Below are 20,558 nucleotides of genomic sequence, written 5' to 3' on the forward strand. Positions count from 1 at the left end.
GGTGGTCAAAATGAGTAAAACAATTCTAGAAGTAAAAGATTTAAAAATAAACTTTAAAACTTATGCAGGGCTTGTTCGTGCTGTTCGTGGTGTAAACTTTGACTTAAAAGAAGGTGAAACACTCGCAATCGTTGGTGAATCCGGTTCTGGTAAGAGTGTTACGAGTAACGCATTAATGAAACTAATTCCACAGCCACCTGGTATTTATGAGTCCGGGCAAATATTATTTAATGGCCGTGATTTAGTGACTTTAAGCGATAAAGAAATGTCAAAAGTACGCGGAAATGAAATTGCAATGATTTTCCAAGATCCTATGACAAGCTTAAACCCGACTATGAAGGTCGGACGTCAAATAACTGAAGTAATTTTACAACATAAAAAAGTATCAAAAGCTGATGCTAAAAAACGTGCAATCGAACTTTTAACGCAGGTAGGTATCCCCTTCCCTGAAAAACGTTATAACCAATACCCGCATGAATTTTCAGGCGGTATGCGTCAACGTGTTGTTATTGCCATCGCACTTGCAGCTGATCCTAAGCTTCTAATTGCCGATGAACCAACAACAGCATTAGACGTTACTATTCAAGCGCAAATTTTAGAGCTAATGAAAGAAATCCAAAAAACTTCGAAAACATCGATCATTTTCATTACCCACGATTTAGGTGTCGTGGCAAACGTTGCCGACCGTGTTGCAGTTATGTATGCAGGTCAAATCGTTGAATATGGTACTGTTAATGATGTTTTCTATAATCCTAAGCATCCTTATACGTGGGGTTTGCTTGGTTCAATGCCAGACTTAGATAATGATACTGATGAGCTATTACGTACAATTCCTGGTTCACCACCAGATCTTACAAACCCTCCAAAGGGCGATGCGTTTGCCGCTCGTAATGAATTTGCAATGGCTATTGACTACGAGCAAGAGCCACCGATGTTCCAAGTAAGCGAAACACACTTTGCCAAAACTTGGTTGATGCATCCTGATGCACCAAAAATTCCGCTTCCAGATGCGGTTGCTAAACGTATTGAAGGATATTTAGCAAAGGAGGCACAATCAAATGACTAAAACGGGCGCAAAGAAAATTTTAGAAATTAAAAATTTAAAGCAGCATTTCGGTTCAGCAAATAACCCTATTAAAGCTGTTGACGGTATTAGCTTCGATGTATACGAAGGTGAAACACTCGGTCTTGTAGGAGAATCCGGCTGTGGTAAATCAACAACGGGTCGTTCTATTATACGCCTGTACGACATTACCGATGGGGAAATTACTTTCGATGGCGAGAACGTCCATGGGAAAAAATCTAAAAATGACTTAAAGAAATTCAATCGTCAAATGCAAATGATTTTCCAAGATCCATACGCTTCATTAAATCCGCGTATGACAGCCGGAGAAATCATTAGTGAAGGCTTTACTATTCACGGTCTTTACAAAGATAAAAAAGAGCGTCGTGAAAAAGTTAATCAACTGTTAGAGGCTGTTGGCTTAAATAAAGAGCACGCAAACCGTTATGCACACGAATTCTCGGGCGGTCAACGTCAACGTATTGGAATTGCTCGTGCGCTAAGCTTAGATCCTAAATTTATTATCGCCGATGAACCTATTTCTGCACTTGACGTTTCAATTCAAGCGCAAGTTGTTAATTTATTAAAAGAACTGCAAAAAGAACGTGGCTTAACATATCTTTTCATTGCCCATGACCTATCAATGGTTAAGTATATTAGTGACCGTATCGCTGTTATGTACCGTGGTAAAATATTGGAAATCGGTAAAGCAGATGATATTTATAATCACCCTGTTCATCCGTATACAAAATCATTATTATCAGCAATTCCACTTCCTGACCCTATGTCAGAAAAACGCCGTCAACGTATTCCGTACAAGCATACGGAAGTTGACGATAGCGCAGCATACCACGAAGTTGGCAATCAGCATTACGTTTATGGTACTGCAGATCTTGTGAAAACTTGGGTTGCTAATCGATAAAACACTAACTCCCGTCTACAGTATAAACACTGTGATGGGAGTTAGTATTTTCATTATTGTATCTGAAAATATTTGAAAATCTTGTGATATAACTAAACTTATCACGCCAATCAGAAAGACTAATTTGTTCAGAAGAAAATGAATTAAGTTTCAATTCCCCTTCGTTTTAAAATTAACTTTTCAAAAAAATCCAATCCATATTTTCCCTTTCGTTTAACAAAATAGATAATATTACTATGTATACACTTATAGTTCCGTCTAAAATCCCCTCCTTGTATTCAATATAGTTTTCTTCTAACGAGCGATCCGGAAATGAATTGAAATTATTAAAATCTGAATTGTCATGTAATATAGTTAGTAACTTTAAAATGTGTTCAATAAATTTAATATTTCCAGATTCTTTATATATCAAGAAGGTTTCATAAATTATCCCTGAAACACCGTGGCAAAATACGGTAGAAACCTTTCCTTTCTCTAAATTTAAAGAGTTGAGGAACATGTTGTAATTATTAATATATTTTTCTTTAAGTAACATATCATCTATTGCCTTAGATGCTAAAATCATTGATCTAGTAATCCCAGTTAGACCGTAACACCAAGAGGAATTAATATATTTTTTATGTCTAGGTGTATTTATAAAAGGTAAGCGTTCAGGGAAAGTAAGTACACCTAATGTTTTGAATGTATTTTTTTCAAAAAACGCTACTAGATTAACTATAGTTAGATTCAATTTTTCAACTTCAAATTTTTCTAGTTTGACTATTGATAAAATTGATAAGATGCCTGATAAACCATGTGCGGTTCCCAGGTTAACAGAATCATTTTTATTTGCAAAATCACCAGAAAGTTTATCCATTTCAGATTCTGCAAATACTATTATCTTACTAACTAGTTCATTTATTAACTGATTAATATTATTATTTTCTTTAAAAAATAGCATATATCTAACTACACCTGATATTCCAGAAATAACATCATATATTGAGACGTCAGATTCTGAAGGGAATTCATTTAGTAATTTTCTAATTCGATTTTCTAAAACTTCATTTAATGATTTTAAGTATTGTTGGTATCTACCCTCTTTTGCTAAAGATAAAACTGATGCCCCAATTCCACTTATTCCACGGTAAAGTGATACATCTATAATATTAAAATCTATCTTTTTATTTAATATTTCTAAATGCCTGTGTGCATAATAGTCCCAATTATTTTTCGGATACAACTTATCTAAACTTGCATAAAAAATACAAAGTCCCGGAATCCCATGACTAAGAGTATGAATACTTTGATCTTCAAAATTTGTTTTCAAAGTATTGTTAGCAAAGTTTTTCAGATGTTCTTCAAAAAGTATTGAACATTGTTTTTGAAGCTCTAAAGAAGAAGTATGCATTGGTTTTACCCCCAGATACAATTTATAAAAATCACAAAAAATGTAATATGATGTAAGAAGAACTTGAAGTTTATTTAATTTTTCTCAAGAAATTTTAATACACTATACATTAGTTGATTTTCTTTTTCTCTATATATAATCATTAATCTATTTACATTCATATGAATTACTGATAGGACAATATCATTCATATCAAATCCTTCTAATTGAGCAATTTCTAACTCTTTAGAGAATTGTTTAAGCACACATGCTCTAAATTTTGAAACTTCTTCAGATTCGAAATTAGAATCATCTATCCCTGAATTTTCTAAAATATAATCTTTGAAACTTAATTTCAATATTTTTTTATTTAACCTATGTAGGTCTAAATATTGATTTATAAGTTTAATCTGCTTATCTTTTTCGAAACCAATATCCTGTAATAAACACTTTACCGAAAAAATAATTATTTTCTCAATAGGTTCCCCAATTTTATTGTTTAGATTTAATAACTCTAAACAATATTGGCTGTCTGCAAAAAATACTTCATGAAATCGTTCTTCTAATCGTTGCCCACCATATCTCATATATTCTGGATAATACGTATCAATACTTAAACTATCTATAAAATTCTCTTCAATATATTTTTTTATCCAATCATACATAAATGAAAATACAAAATTAAAATTTGTTGAGTCTACTTTTATCCTCAGCCTAATATGAGGACGAGAATCAATATATCTTACATAGAAATAAGAATATATCTTATTTTCTTTCAATAATTTATTCATAGATGGTAATACAGACTTTATTAATAGCTCATCTTGATAATCTTCTTTAATATAAAGTTTATAATAAATCCAATCATCACCAGGAATAATCTTCCTTTTGATTTCTGGATTATTATGCATTGTATTAAATTTCTTTTTAATACTCCTTTTATTCAATATAGATACTGTTAATTCTTCTTTAAATTGATTTTCTTTAATAGAATTAATATCAATTCCATAGTCTACTTCAGTAAAAATAAGCTTATTTAATTTAGAAAATTCTTTTCTTAAAATTTTTAAATGCAATGAATTTTCTAAATTAAAATAAATTGTCGAATCTAAATTTTTCATTTCCACTATTCTTGGAACTTTGTACGTTTCTCTCCATTTAGAAATTGCATATTCCCAATCCTCATATTTGAACTGCTTTTCTAACTGCAGAATATACATGTCAATTCTCCATTGTTTTTTAGACAAAACAATATTTTTATACCTGATTCTAGGAGTAAATACAAATTTATTATAAAAAATCGGAAAGAAAGTTTGAAAAGGAATCTCCCCCTCTTTTCCTACGTCTAATAAAAATTTATATACCTCAGGAAAATAATTTACACCATTTAACATATTTGTTGTTTTAGGAACAATTAAGTTGTTTGTGTCAGAATTTTTCAAATATAATTCTCCATAATCATTAATTCCAGAAAGAATCGAACCAATTTTTATATTATTTTTTAATTTAGAAAAACCTGAAAGAATAGGTAATTCATGATCCCTAGGATTTATAGTTGAACTTATATTAGAAGCTCTTCCGTAAACACTTTGACAACCAACTTCAGCTATCTCATAATTATCTCCATAAATACTCTTTTCAAAATCATTTAATATTTCAATTTCCTTTATATATTTATCACTTAACAAAGGAAAAAATCTTCCTATTAATTGTCCAGCATTGTCAGAAAAATTATCATTATTAACTGTCAAATAAACAAGATCATTATTTTTGACTATTGAGAATAGCATATCAAATGACTCATTTACATAGGAGAAGTCTATTTTTTGATACTGTTTAAACTTTATTATTTCGTTATCAGTTATCTCCAATTCTTCAAACCCTTGAAATAAAGCATTAGTGATTAAGCTTTCCATATAATTATAAATTGTATGATCCTCTACCTCATCTAAAGTTCTTGTCGTTATATTCTTTGTCGTATAATCAGTAATTTCAAGAGAATATAGTAATTCAACTAATTTTATTTCTGTATTGTAGCCATACTTTTCTATAAATACTTTTTTAAAGGTTTCTAAACTTTGATTGTGATTATGATTGCGATGAATTAAAAAAAGACTTAGTATATCAATTGCTTTCTTTATATCCTCATTACAGTTTCTTGGAAGCTCATAATCACTTTCAAATTTTAAATCTATATGTAAATAATCTTTACATTTATATAAATCCTCCATTTTCACTTTTATTTCATTCAATAACTCAATACTTTCAAACTTACCTAATTCCAAATCGGAATATTCTGAAATACATTCTTGTATTTTATAAAGCAATTGACACATTGGCTGATCTGCTAAATTATTTCTTTTAAAAAATAATAGTAAATCATCTAGACTATTTGCATTTGTTAAATTTGGACGCAAATTTGTATGTAATATTTCAAGGGATATTAATTGTTTCAAATAAGATTTAATTTCAGTCACATTAAAATCCGTATAAATATTTTTCAGCTCAAATAACAAAACAGAAAGTGGGATAAAGTCAGTTGCAATTAACCTTATTTTATTAATTAGCTCGCTATTCCGAATGGAAAAACCATTTTTTTCACCTTGTTCTTTATATCTATCAAATTGTCCGTACATCGTTTTGTACGGGAAAAATATCCTATCTCCCTCAAATAAATACATATCCACAAATTTAACATTTATAAAATCCCACAATTGTTCCTGAACTTCAATTTTTTCTATTACACCTAGTAACCACATCGAATCTACTCTTATATATTTATTATTTTTTTTTTCTGTTTGATTATTTAAAGAGGTATATGAAGTATTTTTTTGCGAAACTTCTTGAACTCCTGAAAAAAGTCCAAAAGGAGTTGATTTTGTAGAAATTCTTGCAAGGTATTTATATAAAGAGGTTATAATATTTCTTTTTTTCTTATCACTTTTATTGTTATATTTTTTTAATTCATTTAAGAGATTTGGATTAGCAAAATATATTGCTTCTTTAATAACTTGATTATTCAGAACTAAATTTATAATATTTTCTGGATTTGTTTCTAAGGATAATTTACTTATATAAAATGAAAGTGGGAATAATGGGGTTCTCACAACACTTAAATCCAATATACTCCAGTCTTTTTTCATAATTTAACCTCCCTATTCTATTAAAATTTCGGATTTAGCAAAAATATAAAGCGGCGAAAAGAAATAACTTTTCACCGCATTTATAGTTATGGTCTTATTGGACAAGGTGGCTTAAAAGAAAGGTTAGCGTTAGCATCTTTAGAACTTGGTAGTTCTTGTTCTGGATGCGATATCTGTGGGCTTACTTCTGATACTTTTAAATCTAAATCAAAAATATCTCTTTTCATTTACCAATTCACCTCCTTCGAAAACACAATATTACAAAACTATAACTTAATTGTAATAAAAAGTAAGAGATTCATCAAGTTATTTTTTAGAATATACAGAAAATTGATTCTTATGAAAAATATCTTTAATTAATACTCAACTCTAGCATCCTGAAATGCCTAGACATTACTTGAAACAACTAGGTAGAGACGCCAGTCATTTTTTCATTTGGCTGTCAGGAATCGATGTCTCTTATGTCTTCACGTTCATTAAACAGATTGCCAAATGTTTTGGAATCCACTCTTTTCACATTTGCCATGCGGTGAAAATATAGCGCGTAAAAACAATTATCGTATAACTGATGAGCAAGTCATAAGAACGTCCTTGGCCGAGTTTTAAAAAGCTGAATAGCTGATAACACAACAGGTTTATAAGGATTTTCTTGCTATGAAAGTTTAGTAACTAATATTACTTTTTATGGTGTCCTATTTTCTTGAGCTAGGTGGCAACAATATGCACCAATTACCTTCTTGATTTTGGATTTAAAGCATCTTTTAATCCTTCTCCAATAAAGTTGATCGACAAAATAACTAGAGTAATAGCCGTTGCAGGTGGTACCCACATCCAAAGCATATTTTTCAGTACCTCTGAGTTTCTAGCCTCAAATAGCATATTGCCCCAGCTCGGAGTATCAGCTGGTACACCAAGTCCTAAAAAGCTTAAACTAGATTCTGCAACAATTGTTATCGCCATCAATAATGTTGCTTGTACAATAATCGTCGATGCAACGTTAGGCAATAAATGCTTAATAATTATTTTTGAAGGTTTACAACCAATTGACTGAGCAGCTAATATATACTCATTTTCCTTTTCAGTTAAAACCCTACTTCGAACTATCCTTGCAACGGTTCCCCACATTAAAAGTGAAATGACAATTATTAATGTCCATAAACCGGATATTTTTCCTGAAAGTATAGTATTTAAAACAATACAGAAAACTAAAAACGGAAACATTAATACGAAGTCAGTAAATCGCATTAACATTTGATCTATTTTTCCTCCAAAATACCCTGAAATAGCGCCAACAGCTGTTCCGATTATTACAATAAAAATCATACAGCCTAATCCAACTGTTAAAGATGATCTACCAGCGTAGAGCATTCTAGTAAAAACATCTCGTCCATTCGTATCTGTTCCTAACCAATGCTCACTTGATGGAGGTAGACTAATTTTCATAAAGTCGACACGTACAATGTCTTTTGTTGTAATATAGGGAGCTAAAAAAGATAAAACGATAACTAGTAGTAAAAAAATTAGACTAATCATAGCTAATTTATTTTTTACAAACTTTCGTCTCGCTATCACCCATGGCGAGGGGCTTTTTTTCGGTGTCTTTGGAGTTAAAACTTCTTGATCAGTTACCAATGTCATAATTTCCCCTCCTTAATCTAGTCTAATACGCGGATCTACCACACCATATAATATATCCGCCACTAAATTTCCAAAAAGCGTTAAAAACGAAAGTAACATTGTTATCGACATCATGACCGCATAATCTCTACGTCCAACAGATTCTAAGAAGAGTGCGCCTACACCTGGATAAGTAAAGATAGTTTCTGTTATTACCGCACCACTAATTAATGTTGCAATATCAAAACCTAGATACGTAATTATTGGAATAATAGAATTTCGTAAAATATGTTTGTTATATATTTTCGACTCTTTTGTTCCCTTTGCTCTCGCTGTTCTTACAAAATCTTTCCTACTATTTTCAATAATGTCATTTCGTAAAAATTGTGTGTAGGACGCCGTTCCCATTAATCCTAAAATAAGTGCCGGTAATAAAACATGGTGCATCCTACTCATGTAGTACTCCCAAGTTCCCTCCCCTATGCCTACACCTACGGAACCACTAAAAGGAAACCATCCTAGCTTAAAGGAAAAGAAATAAATAGCAACAATTCCTGCAACAAACGATGGAATGGCTAAAGCTAAATAATTATAAGTTGCAATTAAATTATCTCCGAGTGTATAAGGCTTTCTTCCTGCATACATTCCCATAAGAAATGCAAAAAAGTACGTGAAAACTAATGATGTTAACGCTAAAAATATTGTATTTGGTATTCGCTGAGCAATAATCTCTGCAGCCGGTTTTTTATAAACAGTAGATTTCCCGAAATCCCCTTGTATAAATTTACCGACCCATCTACCATATTGCACGATAATCGGGTCATTATAGCCTAATTTTTCTCTCATTTCTTCGATGTATTGTGGATTCGTATTAGAAGGATTGATTTCACCAGCAAATGGATCCCCTGGCATCATTTTCGCTAAAAAGAACACCACCACAGAAATAAGGAGTAACAATGGAATCATGCCAAGAAATCTTCGAAGTGTGTATTGAAGCATGTGACGTCTCCTTATATAGAAATTTACTAACTAGGCCCAATTCATGAAGTGGACCTAGTTAGTAGGCTTAATAATTCTTTGTAAGTTTACAATTTATTCCTCGATATACCATTTATAAACATCTGTTTGGAAACCAACAGCGTTAATATGAACACCTTGTAGTCGATTATTAATGCCATATAAATCTAAGCCTTCCCATAATGGTAGGGCTGGTAATTCTTCATTGAAGTATTTTTGCCATTCCACATAAGTTTGCTTACGCTTATCTTTGTCAAATGCCTCTTCACTTAAGGCTTTATCCAATAATTTTTGGTTTTTCGCATCTACGTATCTACCGAAGTTCCATTCTGCATCGTTCCCCCATAATCCAGTTGGGTCAGGATCTGCCCCTGTACTCCAAGAACCGAAGAATGCTTCTAATGCAGCATCATCATTATCTTTCATATCGTTATATAAGTTAAATTCGATTAAAGTACCAGTTGCTTGTTCTGTTTTCACTCCAATATCATTCCAAGCTTGAATAATCGCTTGTGAACGACCCTCAAAGGCAGCAGGACCAGCATAGTGGCCAAATGAAATTTTAAATGGCTTACCTTTAGGATCTTCTACAAAGCCATCACCATCAATATCTACATAACCTGCAGACTTAAGAAGCTCTTTAGCCTTTTCTGGATTGTATGCATATTGATTTAAGTCAGATTCCTCTGCAGCAGTCCAGAAGGCACTTGGAACCACAGTATTTGCAACTTTAGCTTTTCCTTCTAAGAAAGCATCGATCATTGCTGGACGGTTAATTGCGTATAATAGTGCTTGGCGCAATTCTTTTGATTTAAACTTATCAAAATCTGCTACATTTTTAAGAGTAGCTTTATCACGATGACCAAAACGAAGACCGATATACGAGTAAACTACACCATTCGTTTCTTCAATACGTACATTTTTCAATGCTGACAATTCTTTCACAGATTGTGGTCTAATATCCATGATGTCAATTTCTCCGTTTTGGAACGCACCAGCTGCCAATGATGGGTCAATTACTTTTACAATCACCCCATCAAGCTGCGGCTTGCCCTTCCAGTAATCATCAAAACGCTCTAATTCAGAATATTCGCCGTCTACAACCTTTTTCACTTTAAACGGTCCTACGCCAACAGGATTTGCACGAACTTGTTTCGACTCGCTTAAATCTTTAACAGCAATACCTTCATAATGTTTCTTTGGCATAGGATACTGCCAAAGGTTTTCTAGGTTATTAACTTTCACTTTTTCAAAATTAATTTTCACAGTATATGGATCAACGACTTCGATCCCTGCGATTTTGTCAGCTTTCCCTTCTTTTTTTGCTTTTGCGCCTTTAATATTTTCAACATAATTGAATCGTGGGCCATCGTAATCTTTATCAGCTAGTGTCTCTAATGCAAATACCCAATCATCAACTGTTAACTCCTCACCATTGTGCCATTTTACACCTTTCTTAAATGTAAACGTATAAGTTAATTTATCCTCACTAATTTCCCAAGTTGCTAAATTAGGAACATATTCTAAGTTATCATTTACATCATAAATACCATCCATTGTGAAATTTTGGATATAACTATCTACAACACTTCCATTAAATGCTGGGTCAAATACACCTTCAGGCGCTTGGTCGGTACCGAAAGTTACAACCTTATTTTTTGCTGTTTCACTAGTCTTTGTGGAATCACCTTTATCTTTTTCCTTATCCTTGTCAGTTGTCGAGTTGTCGCTATTACACGCTGCTAAAAGCAAAGCTGTTACTAGCATTAGCATGAAAGCCCATAATGCTGACTTTTTCATTGTTTATCCCCCCGTGAATTTTATTTTGAAAATAATTAACACACTATTTTCTTATTATTTTTTAATATAAGTGGCATGCAACTCTATGCCCCCGCTTCACCTCCTTTAAGGTTGGTTTAGATAATGAACACTCTACCATCGCCTTCGGACAACGTGGATGGAAAGGGCACCCCTTAGGAGGATTAGCCGGACTAGGGATATCCCCCTCTAATACGATACGGCTACTCTTTTTCCTTGGATCAGGTACCGGGATTGCAGAGATTAACGCTTGTGTATAAGGATGAAGTGGTTCATCATAAATATGTTCTTTATCTGCAATTTCCACAATGTTTCCTAAATACATAACACCGATTCGATCACTCATATGTTTTACAACACTTAAATCATGAGCAATAAATAAAAATGTTAAGTCAAACTCATCCTGCAACTCTTTTAGCAGATTAAGAACCTGAGATTGCACAGAGACATCTAATGCTGAAACTGGTTCATCCGCTATAATTAGTTTTGGTTTAAGTGCAAGTGCTCTAGCAATACCAATCCGCTGACGCTGTCCACCTGAAAATTCATGCGCATATTTGTAATATGCATCTTCGGGTAAGCCAACTTTTTGTAAAAGCTCTAAAACTTCATTTTTTAAGGATTTAAGTGATTTTTTATAGTAATTCATGATTGGTTCAGCTATGATACTACCTACCATTTGCATAGGATTTAATGATGCATAAGGATCTTGAAACACCATTTGGATATCTTTCCTTATTTCTCTTAATGATTTTCCTTGCAATTTTGTAATATCATGTCCATTAAAAATAACTTTTCCTTCCGTTGCGTCTAACAATCTTAAAATCGTACGACCTGTTGTTGACTTTCCACAGCCAGATTCGCCTACTAACCCTAATGTTTCACCATTTTTTATGGCAAAAGAAATATTATCAACTGCTTTAACATGTCCAATCGTATGTTTGAATAATCCACCTTTAATCGGGTAATAGGTTTTTAAATTAATTAGCTCCAATAAATTTTCTTTATTATTTAAAGTTTGATTCATATTGTTTGCTCACACCCTTTCTAGAATTACAGCCTTCATAAAGTAAACAAGAGACTTCATGATTGTCATCTACGAAGGTAAGTTGCGGCATAACACTGCTACATTCAGGCATCGCCGATGGACATCTATCAACAAAACGACAGCCTACTTGAGGCATATTTTTTAAAGAAGGTACAATGCCTTTAATAGTAGCTAACTCATTTACTTCTGTATCTATTCTCGGAATAGATTCCATTAAGAGTTTCGTATATGGGTGTTTGGGATTGTAAAACAAGTTATCAACAGTTGTTCGTTCTACGATCTTTCCAGCATACATAATAATTACTTCATCACATATTTCCGCGACTACACCTAAATCGTGAGTGATCAGTACAATAGACATGTTATTTTCCCCCTGAATACTTTTCAATAAATCTAGTATTTGGGCTTGAACTGTTACATCAAGTGCAGTAGTTGGTTCATCCGCTATTAAAAGTCTAGGCTGACAAGCAATAGCGATAGCAATCATTACTCTTTGCCTCATACCACCTGACAATTGATGAGGGTATTCATTTACAATTTTTTCAGCTCTTGGAATGCCAACCTGTTTTAATAAATCAATCGCATTACTTCTAGCCTCAGCTTTAGACATTTTACTATGATTAAGCATAATCTCTTCAATTTGTGAGCCTATAGTAAAAACAGGATTTAAGGATGTCATAGGTTCCTGGAAAATCATACTAATATCATTTCCTCTAATTTTATTCATCTCGTCGTTCGAATAGTTCTCTATGTTTTTCCCGTGGAATCTTATTTCACCTCCAGTGATTTTACCAACTCCTTTGGGAAGTAATTGCATAATAGAAAGAGACATTACACTTTTTCCACAGCCTGATTCACCAACCACTCCAATGATCTGACCAGATTTAACTGAAAATGAAACATCATCAACTGCATGATATAGCTCCCCGTCTATATCAAAACCAGCTTTAAGGTTTTTCACTTCTAACATTAAGCTCATTTTATATCACACCTTTTAAGAGTTTTTACTTAACTACTGTTGCCAATGTATTGAGTTAGATGCTGCATGTTAAGCACTATCTTTTTTACATAAAAATTACATTTAGATATTAAGTTCATCAAAAATAATTTATTTCAAAATCATTTCAAAGTATAAAATCATCAATTTAAAAGAATATCAATCTCAACTCCACAAACAATTTTCGCGCAAATCCCAAATGAAATAATATTCTGATAATTAAGTGTATTATCATTTTAGCTAGAAATAATACATTTAATCAAGTGAATTTTTACATTTCTTATATTCTTATATACAAATTAATCCATACAACTATTCCAATTTCACTCAATAAATTTGTTTTTTTCTTCAATGAGTATTTTGTTGACTTCCCACTTTATCGGTTTAAAGTATTACTTTTTTATTATGACAATATAGCAAATATTCATTTATTCCTTATACTTTTCCTCATAAATTCTACATTTATTCGGATTAGGTTTTTAGATGAATTTTAGCTGAAACCGTAACGTGTGATTGATTTCCATTCCGACCGGGTGCTTTGCTGAGGTTGTCCGATTGCACTACAGGGTCTCACCTATGACGCTGATCCCGTTTTTTTACATTTCACCATTTTCACATCTTTTCCCTAATAACTATTAATAAATAATTTTTTCTATTAACACATCAACGCCTTAAAGCTAGAATTATTACGGAAGACAAATAATTTAATTCAACTATTTGTTACGGACTTCTCCTTATTTTTTTGTAAAAAATAAATTAATTTCTCGACGGACATTTGAAGTTACACAAACGTAAAAAAGCTGTAGAAATTCCTTTTAAGGAAATTACCTACAGCTTTACACTTTCACACTTAACTATGTGCTATTTAGTTTTTTAATGGAGCATCAGCAGTTAACTCGATATCTTGATATTGAGTTTCATCTGCATAGTCAACATTAAAGTTTTTAACACGTTTATTAACTGGAATGATCTCAGTCATTGCTACAGTTGGAATTGTTGTAGCCTGTTCAAACATATACTCTTCAAACTTACGGAATGCTTCTTTCCGATGATTTACATCTAAAGATTCTTTAGAATCGATATCATCTAACATTGCAGTTAATTCAGGTGATACAAAACGTGAGTAGTTGAATAATGCGCCCTCACCATATAAACCTTTTGGAGATGGATTTGTTCCTGTACCCCAAGCACCAAAGAACATTTCAATCTCTGGATCATCTTTTTTAAGTTTATCACTAAATGAGTTAAACTCCATTAGACGGCCAGAAGCTAATTCAACATTGATGCCTACCTCTTTCCAGTTTTGGCGGTAGTATTCAATCGTAGATTCTAGAACCTCAGTACCACCTTGTGCACCTAATTTAATTGTAAATGGCTTACCATCTTTGTCTTCACGAATACCATCGCCATCAACATCTTTATAGCCTGCTTCATCTAATAATTGTTTTGCCTTTTTAGCATCATATGTGAAGCCTGGCATATCTTTTGTATGGAATGATGCAAATGCTGGTGGAATTAACGTTGTCGCACGTGTATGAATACCATTACTTAATTTTTCGTTAACGCCTTCTACATCGATAGCATAGACTAATGCTTGACGTAATTTTGGATCATTTAATTTTGCATTTTTATCTGTTATGTTAATTCCTTTTGCTTTATCAAATTTACCTAGCTTGAAACTCAAATAGCTATAAGCTAATTGTGGACGTGATAGGATTGCTAAGTTCTTTGAATTTTCTATTTGTGTAATTTTTGATCCTGGGAAACCATTAATCGCTAAGTCATAGCTTCCTGAATTTAATGCTTTCGGTAATGTTTCTGGCGAAACTACTTTTATTACTACACCATCGAGTTTAGCTTCACCCTTCCAATAGTGTTCGTTTTTAACAAGTTTAACAGACTCACCGTTTACAATTTTATCGTACTTGAAAGCCCCTAAAGTTGCTGGGTTTACACGAACAGCATCTGAACTTACCATTTCTTTCACTGGAATATCTTTTAATTGATGTTTTGGTGCAGCTGAACTCCATAATCCATCACCACCACTGTAAATTGCTGGTGAAATTGATTTAAATGAAATTTCTAATGTATAATCATCTACTCGTTTTAAACCTGAAATTGTATCAGCTTTCCCATCATGATACTCTTTAGCACCAATAATATTTTGGAAATCATCATCATAACGTACACCTTCATAATCAGGGTTACCGATAATTTCATAAGGGAAAATAACATCGTCGATTGTAAAAGGCTCTCCATCTGACCATTTTACATTTTCGCGTATTTTTACAGTTGCTTTATTTGCATCTGCGTCGACCTTCAGAGTTGCAAGTCCTTTATCTGTTACTTGGAAGTCACCGTCATTCTCAAAAAGAATGTTACTTGCAAACTTCATAATCGCTGAGTCATTATTATCTGAGTAAAGTTCTTGTAAGAAAATACCTTTGAACGGTGATGTACTTGGTAAAGCTACTTGTAAAACGCCACCTTTAATTGGTTCTCCTTCATTCTCTACTTCCATTGGAAAACTACGAGATGATTCAGTTTTCTTTCCAGAATCATTACCACCTTTTGAATCAGAATCCTTTGAAGATTCTTTGCCTCCTCCACTACATGCCGCTAGTGCTAAAACTAGTGTCAATAGTAAAGTTAAAAGAAAATAACTTTTTTTCTTCATTTACCCTTCCTCCTTAACCTAATCGTTGTCTTGAGTCAGCCGCACGTCGTAACGCTTGACCAACATAATTTATACCAAGCATCATTACTAAAATAAATAATGCTGCGGGTAACCAAATCCACCATTTATCTACTAAAATCTCAGGATCTCTTGCATAGCTTACTAGAGTACCTAAACTTGGTGTTGAAGGTGGTAAGCCATACCCTAAAAATGAAAGCCCTGTTTCAGCACCCATATTACCAGCTAAACTTAATGTTAAGTTAACAATAATAATGGAGCTTAAATTTGGTAGAACTTCTCTAAACATAATCTTGAAATCACTTGTACCCATCGTTTTTGAAGCACTTACATAATCTCGACGAGCCTCAGTTAATGTTTTACTACGTATTAATCTTGCCTTCCCAATCCAAGCAAATATACTTAATAATATAACGATGTGTACTGGTGAATAATTATCTAGCGTTGAAACAATGGCAATCGTAATCATAAAATTAGGTAAAATCATAATGAAATCCATAATTCGCATAATAACAAGATCAACTTTACCCGCATAATAGCCAGTGATTAAACCCATAATAATACCGATAACTGCTGCAATAAGCGTAATACTTACAGCAATAATTAAAGAGTTTTTAGCTCCGATAATTAATTGTCCAAAAATATCGCGCCCTGCGTCATCTGCACCTAAAATATATCCATCAACACCCGGCTCCGCAAAGCGACCTAGTAATTTAACTTTCATTATTTCGTCTACATCAATAATAAAACTAGCAATAAACACTGCCGCTATTAATAATATTAAAAATATTAATGAAAACATCGCTAATTTATCTTTTTTAAACTCACGCCAAACGACTTGGAAACCTACTGCTGGGCGATGTTGTTCTTCTAATTTTTTCTCTTCTGTTTTATCCATGTAAAGTCACCTCTATTCTTTGCAAGTTAGTCGATACGTATTCGTGGGTCTACGATGCTTAAAATAATATCTGATAACATACTTCCAAGTAACCCCAAGAAACCATACAACACGATAAGTGCTGTAATTACACTATAGTCACGACTCGCAATTGAAGACATGAATAGTTCTCCCATACCTGGATAACTAAAGATTGTTTCAATAAAGATTGTTCCGCCTAGTAAACCTGTAATAGTGAACCCAAGACCCGCCGCAATCGGAATTAATGAATTACGGAAAATGTGTCGTGTATATACTTTATTCATTGGTAAACCTTTACTGCGCGCTGTTTTAACATAGTCTTGGTTTTTAGAATCAATAATTTCTGAACGTAAATATTGAATGATTGTATACGTACCCAAAACCGCCATCGTAATAGCAGGTGTAATAATATGATACAATTTATCCCAATAGTAAGATAAAGTACCTTTTTCAGTTAATACATTTACTGAACCTGATGTTGGAACCCAGCCTAATATATAGCCGAATACATAAATTAAAATTAAACCAAAGACGAACGGAGGTATTGCCATACTTAAAAAGTTATAAAACACAATTCCTCGGTCTAATCGAGAATCTTGATAACGACCTGCTAGAAGCCCTAATGGAATTGCAATTAAATACGTTAGGATCATTGCAACTAATGATAAGTAGAAAGTATTGAGTGCACGTTCACCAATAAGTGATGTTACACTACGTTGATATGTGTAGCTTTTACCTAAGTCGCCATGTACTGCATTTGACACCCATCTAGCATATTGTTGATACCATGGGTCGTTTAAGCCTGCTGCTTCGCGTAATTCTTCAATACGGTTAGGATCTGTCTCTGGTCCCATTAAACCTGTAAATGGATCGCCTGGCATTAGCTTAGCAATGATAAACACTAACATACTTAAAATAATAATTTGTGGAACCATGATGATGACTCTTCGAAGAACCGTTTTCCACATAATCACATTCCTCCTTCAATCGACGCCAATGCTACGGCATGTGTATCTGAAATTGATTGTAAAGGATAAACTTTTCCGTCTTTATCAAAAAATTTATGTTGATTTTCTTTATAATACTGACTTACTTTTAAACGCTCTTGCTTACGTTCTACACGAGTTTCAGGCTCAATATCTGGAATTGCAGATAATAAACGATGTGTATAAATATGACGTGGATCATTATATATATCTTCTCTTTGTCCTTTTTCTACAAAACGTCCTCGGTACATAATATTGATTTCATCACACATATGCTTTACAACACCTAAGTCATGTGAAATGAATAAGTACGTTACGCCAAATTCCTCTTGTATATCTTGCATAAAGTTTAAAACCTGCGCTTGTACAGATAAATCAAGAGCAGAAACAGGTTCATCTGCAATTATTAATTTGGGGCGACATGCCAAAGCACGTGCAATACCCAATCGTTGCTTTTGACCACCAGAAAATTCATGAGGATATTTATATTGGGCATCCTCTTGCATTCCAACAATCGCCAAAAGCTCGTTAACTCGTTTCCGTTCTTCCTCTTCACTTAAACGCAGGAAATTTCGAATAGGCTCTGCAATAACATCACGTATACGTTTTCTTGGATTCATACTTGAATGAGAATCTTGGAAAATCATTTGTACGTCTCGATTAAATCCTGAATTACCGCTACGACGCATTTTCGTTACATCTTGTCCTTCATAGATTATTTGACCTGATGTTACTTTTTCCAAGCCAATAATTGCCTTACCTGTTGTCGATTTACCACATCCTGATTCTCCAACAAGACCATACGTTTTTCCTCTTTCAAACTCCATACTAATGCCATCTACCGCATAAACATGATCTACAATGGTATTGAAAAAACCACCACGGATAGGATAATGCACGCATAAATCTTTAATTTGCATAAAGCTCATATTATTTTCCCTCATCCTTCTTAAAGTGAAAGTCTTTCCAACACGTACAACGAACAAAATGTTCTGGTCCAACCTCATGTAATATTGGATTTTCCTCATGGGCGCTTTCGTCAATCCATGGAACACGCGGTGCAAATCGACAACCTCCACGTGGTAAATTAAATAATGAAGGAACCATACCATGAATAACCTCTAACTTTTCATTTACCTTATGAGATTGAGGAATAGAGTTAAGTAACGAACGTGTATATGGATGTTTAGGATTTCTAAATAATTCAATAACCGGTGCTTCTTCGACAATTTGTCCAGCATACATTACTGCAACACGATCTGCTACTTCAGCTACTACACCTAAGTCATGGGTAATTAACAAAATGCCTGACTCAGTTTCTATTTGTAATTCTTTTAATAAATCTAGTATTTGCGCTTGAATCGTTACATCTAATGCCGTTGTTGGTTCATCTGCAATAATAAGAGGTGGCTTACATGCAATCGCTGTCGCTATCATTACGCGTTGTCGCATACCACCTGATAATTCATGCGGATATTGCTTATAAATACGTTCTGGGTTATGTATACCTACTTGCTGTAATAACTCCATTGCACGCTCTCGACGTTGTGCTTCATTTAAATCCGTATGGTATATAAGCGGTTCTTCAATTTGGAAACCGATTCTCTTTAACGGATTCAGTGCTGCCAGCGGATCTTGGAAAATAAAACCGAAATCACTTCCGCGTAACTCGGTATATTGCTGCTCCGTTATATCTACCAAATTTTTACCTTTATATAATATTTCACCTTCAATTTTTGTGTTGATAGGATTATGTAACCCAACAATTGATGTAGCTAAAGTACTTTTACCACAACCTGACTCACCTACAATTGCAAGCACCTCATTTTTTCGAATGCGCAAATCAACACCATCTACTGCAGCGAAATATTCATCTGCTCGCCGAAAGCTTGTACGTAAATTATTAATCTCAATAATCATTTCATGATTATTAGTCACACGATTACCTCCCTATCAAATCAAAAGAAAAAACCAACTTTTTAAGAACCACATTCAATTTAAATGAATTTGCTTTTGTTTACTTAATGTTATCACCACTGTGCATTTCAATTTTCAGAAAAATTAAAACAGTTTCATCCTTGAATATAATAAGCATCTTAATTTCATATAAATTGTTGTCATTAATAATCACTCTCATTCTCAAAATATTATTCCAACAAAAGAATTATCTGACAATTAATTGTACCATCATTTTATCTAGAATTAATATATTAAATCAAGTACATTTTTAAATTATTGTAAAAATAAATATAATTTAGACTTTACATCATAATCAAAATCATTAGAAATCTAGTTCATAATTATTTATTATTTATTATTTCATTTCTCAACACTCTATTATTTTATTAAAACAATTAATGTCAGATAATAGTTAATTATTCACAAAAAACTATTTTTATTCCCTAAAAAAACAACATAATAACATTAATAATAAATATTTATTACTTGTTAAAAAATTCATATCATAAAATAAACGTGTTTCGTTTTATTAAAATAATATTATCCCTCTTTTTTTCTTCAACAAAGATATACATACCTCTTAATATTTAATTGTAATTTTTTTTATATTAGTTTCTCAATTTAATTATTTTATTATTGTGAATATTTCAAATATTCAATACCTTCTAATGGAAAATATTACGCTTAATGAATTGTTTATTATTATTTTCCGTTAAGTTGATTTATCATTTGGGAGAAGTATAATTGAGAAAATTTAACTTCTTTCAGCAATATTTTCTGTAGCGAAAGCGAAGCGTCAGCTACAACAATTATGCCGAGGTATAATTGCTCTAAATGTTTTAAAATGATCAATATTAAAGATTTTTGATTTACAGTAGAGGCAGCATTTTGCGATTTAGCGATATTGATTTGGTCATTACTAACAATATCCGTTAGCGTGGAAGTGTCTATATTGTAAATAAAAAGAAAACAATTTATCATAAAACTATTAAAGTACTACTTCGT

At 32.8% G+C, this 20,558-nt stretch carries 15 protein-coding genes and 1 pseudogene; 2 read left to right on the top strand and 14 right to left on the bottom strand.

From position 1 onward, the window contains the following. Nucleotides 1–10: 10 nt before the first annotated feature. Both ABH966_RS01590 and ABH966_RS01595 read left to right on the top strand, forming a co-directional pair. A complete protein-coding gene (locus ABH966_RS01590) occupies nucleotides 11–1,066 on the top strand; it encodes an ABC transporter ATP-binding protein (protein ID WP_370075280.1) in 1,056 nt (351 codons plus the stop codon). Continuing rightward, on the top strand, nucleotides 1,059–1,985 hold the full coding sequence (locus ABH966_RS01595; protein ID WP_370075281.1) for an ABC transporter ATP-binding protein: 927 nt from the start codon (nucleotides 1,059–1,061) through the stop codon (nucleotides 1,983–1,985). The genes ABH966_RS01590 and ABH966_RS01595 overlap by 8 nt, the downstream gene beginning before the upstream one ends. Before the next feature lie 172 nt (nucleotides 1,986–2,157). Here ABH966_RS01595 and ABH966_RS01600 read toward each other — a convergent pair whose 3' ends face one another. The 14 genes and pseudogenes from ABH966_RS01600 to ABH966_RS01660 all read right to left on the bottom strand — a co-directional run bounded on the left by ABH966_RS01600 (nucleotide 2,158) and on the right by ABH966_RS01660 (nucleotide 19,514). Continuing rightward, a complete protein-coding gene (locus tag ABH966_RS01600) occupies nucleotides 2,158–3,375 on the bottom strand; it encodes a lanthionine synthetase C family protein (protein WP_370075282.1) in 1,218 nt (405 codons plus the stop codon). A 74-nt stretch (nucleotides 3,376–3,449) separates the two neighbouring features. Next, nucleotides 3,450–6,497: a lantibiotic dehydratase gene (locus ABH966_RS01605; protein WP_370075283.1), complete on the bottom strand. Its 3,048-nt coding sequence runs from the start codon at nucleotides 6,495–6,497 to the stop codon at nucleotides 3,450–3,452. 86 nt (nucleotides 6,498–6,583) lie between these two features. Beyond that, nucleotides 6,584–6,724, bottom strand: coding sequence for a hypothetical protein (locus tag ABH966_RS01610; RefSeq protein WP_370075284.1), 141 nt, complete (start codon nucleotides 6,722–6,724; stop codon nucleotides 6,584–6,586). Between the two features lie 251 nt (nucleotides 6,725–6,975). Beyond that, a pseudogene (locus tag ABH966_RS27060) lies at nucleotides 6,976–7,109 on the bottom strand (IS4 family transposase); the annotation flags it as partial. 117 nt (nucleotides 7,110–7,226) lie between these two features. Continuing rightward, the gene (gene opp4C / locus ABH966_RS01615; RefSeq protein WP_370075285.1) at nucleotides 7,227–8,135 is read right to left on the bottom strand and encodes an oligopeptide ABC transporter permease; all 909 of its coding nucleotides are present in this window, start codon (nucleotides 8,133–8,135) and stop codon (nucleotides 7,227–7,229) included. A gap of 12 nt (nucleotides 8,136–8,147) precedes the next feature. Further along, nucleotides 8,148–9,113, bottom strand: a complete 966-nt coding sequence (opp4B, locus tag ABH966_RS01620; protein ID WP_370075286.1) for an oligopeptide ABC transporter permease — start codon at nucleotides 9,111–9,113, stop codon at nucleotides 8,148–8,150. A gap of 93 nt (nucleotides 9,114–9,206) precedes the next feature. Further along, nucleotides 9,207–10,931, bottom strand: a complete 1,725-nt coding sequence (gene opp4A / locus ABH966_RS01625) for an oligopeptide ABC transporter substrate-binding protein (protein ID WP_370075287.1) — start codon at nucleotides 10,929–10,931, stop codon at nucleotides 9,207–9,209. A 61-nt stretch (nucleotides 10,932–10,992) separates the two neighbouring features. Next, a complete protein-coding gene (locus ABH966_RS01630; RefSeq protein WP_370075288.1) occupies nucleotides 10,993–11,976 on the bottom strand; it encodes an ABC transporter ATP-binding protein in 984 nt (327 codons plus the stop codon). Further along, the gene (locus ABH966_RS01635; protein WP_370075289.1) at nucleotides 11,957–12,976 is read right to left on the bottom strand and encodes an ABC transporter ATP-binding protein; all 1,020 of its coding nucleotides are present in this window, start codon (nucleotides 12,974–12,976) and stop codon (nucleotides 11,957–11,959) included. Before ABH966_RS01635 ends, ABH966_RS01630 begins: the two co-directional genes overlap by 20 nt. 883 nt (nucleotides 12,977–13,859) lie before the next feature. Continuing rightward, complete coding sequence (locus ABH966_RS01640; RefSeq protein ID WP_370075290.1) at nucleotides 13,860–15,671, bottom strand: oligopeptide ABC transporter substrate-binding protein; 1,812 nt, start codon at nucleotides 15,669–15,671, stop codon at nucleotides 13,860–13,862. Between the two features lie 13 nt (nucleotides 15,672–15,684). Beyond that, the gene (locus ABH966_RS01645; protein WP_370075291.1) at nucleotides 15,685–16,587 is read right to left on the bottom strand and encodes an ABC transporter permease; all 903 of its coding nucleotides are present in this window, start codon (nucleotides 16,585–16,587) and stop codon (nucleotides 15,685–15,687) included. A gap of 26 nt (nucleotides 16,588–16,613) precedes the next feature. Further along, nucleotides 16,614–17,576 (bottom strand): oligopeptide ABC transporter permease, encoded by a 963-nt coding sequence (gene opp4B, locus ABH966_RS01650; protein WP_132357499.1) that lies wholly within the window; start codon nucleotides 17,574–17,576, stop codon nucleotides 16,614–16,616. Between the two features lie 2 nt (nucleotides 17,577–17,578). Beyond that, entirely contained in the window at nucleotides 17,579–18,523 is a 945-nt protein-coding gene (locus tag ABH966_RS01655; protein ID WP_370075292.1) for an ATP-binding cassette domain-containing protein, read from the bottom strand. A gap of 1 nt (nucleotide 18,524) precedes the next feature. Then, on the bottom strand, nucleotides 18,525–19,514 hold the full coding sequence (locus ABH966_RS01660; RefSeq protein ID WP_370075344.1) for an ABC transporter ATP-binding protein: 990 nt from the start codon (nucleotides 19,512–19,514) through the stop codon (nucleotides 18,525–18,527). Nucleotides 19,515–20,558 lie beyond the last annotated feature (1,044 nt).

Source organism: Lysinibacillus sp. RC46, assembly GCF_041262385.1.
Lineage (GTDB): Bacteria > Bacillota > Bacilli > Bacillales_A > Planococcaceae > Lysinibacillus.

Excerpts from the sequence above, each read along its gene's own strand:
- ABH966_RS01590 (WP_370075280.1), top strand. The coding sequence starts at position 11 with ATGAGTAAAACAATTCTAGAAGTAAAAGATTTAAAAATAAACTTTAAA.
- ABH966_RS01595 (WP_370075281.1), top strand. The coding sequence starts at position 1,059 with ATGACTAAAACGGGCGCAAAGAAAATTTTAGAAATTAAAAATTTAAAG.
- ABH966_RS01600 (WP_370075282.1), bottom strand. The coding sequence starts at position 3,375 with ATGCATACTTCTTCTTTAGAGCTTCAAAAACAATGTTCAATACTTTTT.
- ABH966_RS01605 (WP_370075283.1), bottom strand. The coding sequence starts at position 6,497 with ATGAAAAAAGACTGGAGTATATTGGATTTAAGTGTTGTGAGAACCCCA.
- ABH966_RS01610 (WP_370075284.1), bottom strand. The coding sequence starts at position 6,724 with ATGAAAAGAGATATTTTTGATTTAGATTTAAAAGTATCAGAAGTAAGC.
- opp4C (WP_370075285.1), bottom strand. The coding sequence starts at position 8,135 with ATGACATTGGTAACTGATCAAGAAGTTTTAACTCCAAAGACACCGAAA.
- opp4B (WP_370075286.1), bottom strand. The coding sequence starts at position 9,113 with ATGCTTCAATACACACTTCGAAGATTTCTTGGCATGATTCCATTGTTA.
- opp4A (WP_370075287.1), bottom strand. The coding sequence starts at position 10,931 with ATGAAAAAGTCAGCATTATGGGCTTTCATGCTAATGCTAGTAACAGCT.
- ABH966_RS01630 (WP_370075288.1), bottom strand. The coding sequence starts at position 11,976 with ATGAATCAAACTTTAAATAATAAAGAAAATTTATTGGAGCTAATTAAT.
- ABH966_RS01635 (WP_370075289.1), bottom strand. The coding sequence starts at position 12,976 with ATGAGCTTAATGTTAGAAGTGAAAAACCTTAAAGCTGGTTTTGATATA.
- ABH966_RS01640 (WP_370075290.1), bottom strand. The coding sequence starts at position 15,671 with ATGAAGAAAAAAAGTTATTTTCTTTTAACTTTACTATTGACACTAGTT.
- ABH966_RS01645 (WP_370075291.1), bottom strand. The coding sequence starts at position 16,587 with ATGGATAAAACAGAAGAGAAAAAATTAGAAGAACAACATCGCCCAGCA.
- opp4B (WP_132357499.1), bottom strand. The coding sequence starts at position 17,576 with ATGTGGAAAACGGTTCTTCGAAGAGTCATCATCATGGTTCCACAAATT.
- ABH966_RS01655 (WP_370075292.1), bottom strand. The coding sequence starts at position 18,523 with ATGAGCTTTATGCAAATTAAAGATTTATGCGTGCATTATCCTATCCGT.
- ABH966_RS01660 (WP_370075344.1), bottom strand. The coding sequence starts at position 19,514 with ATGATTATTGAGATTAATAATTTACGTACAAGCTTTCGGCGAGCAGAT.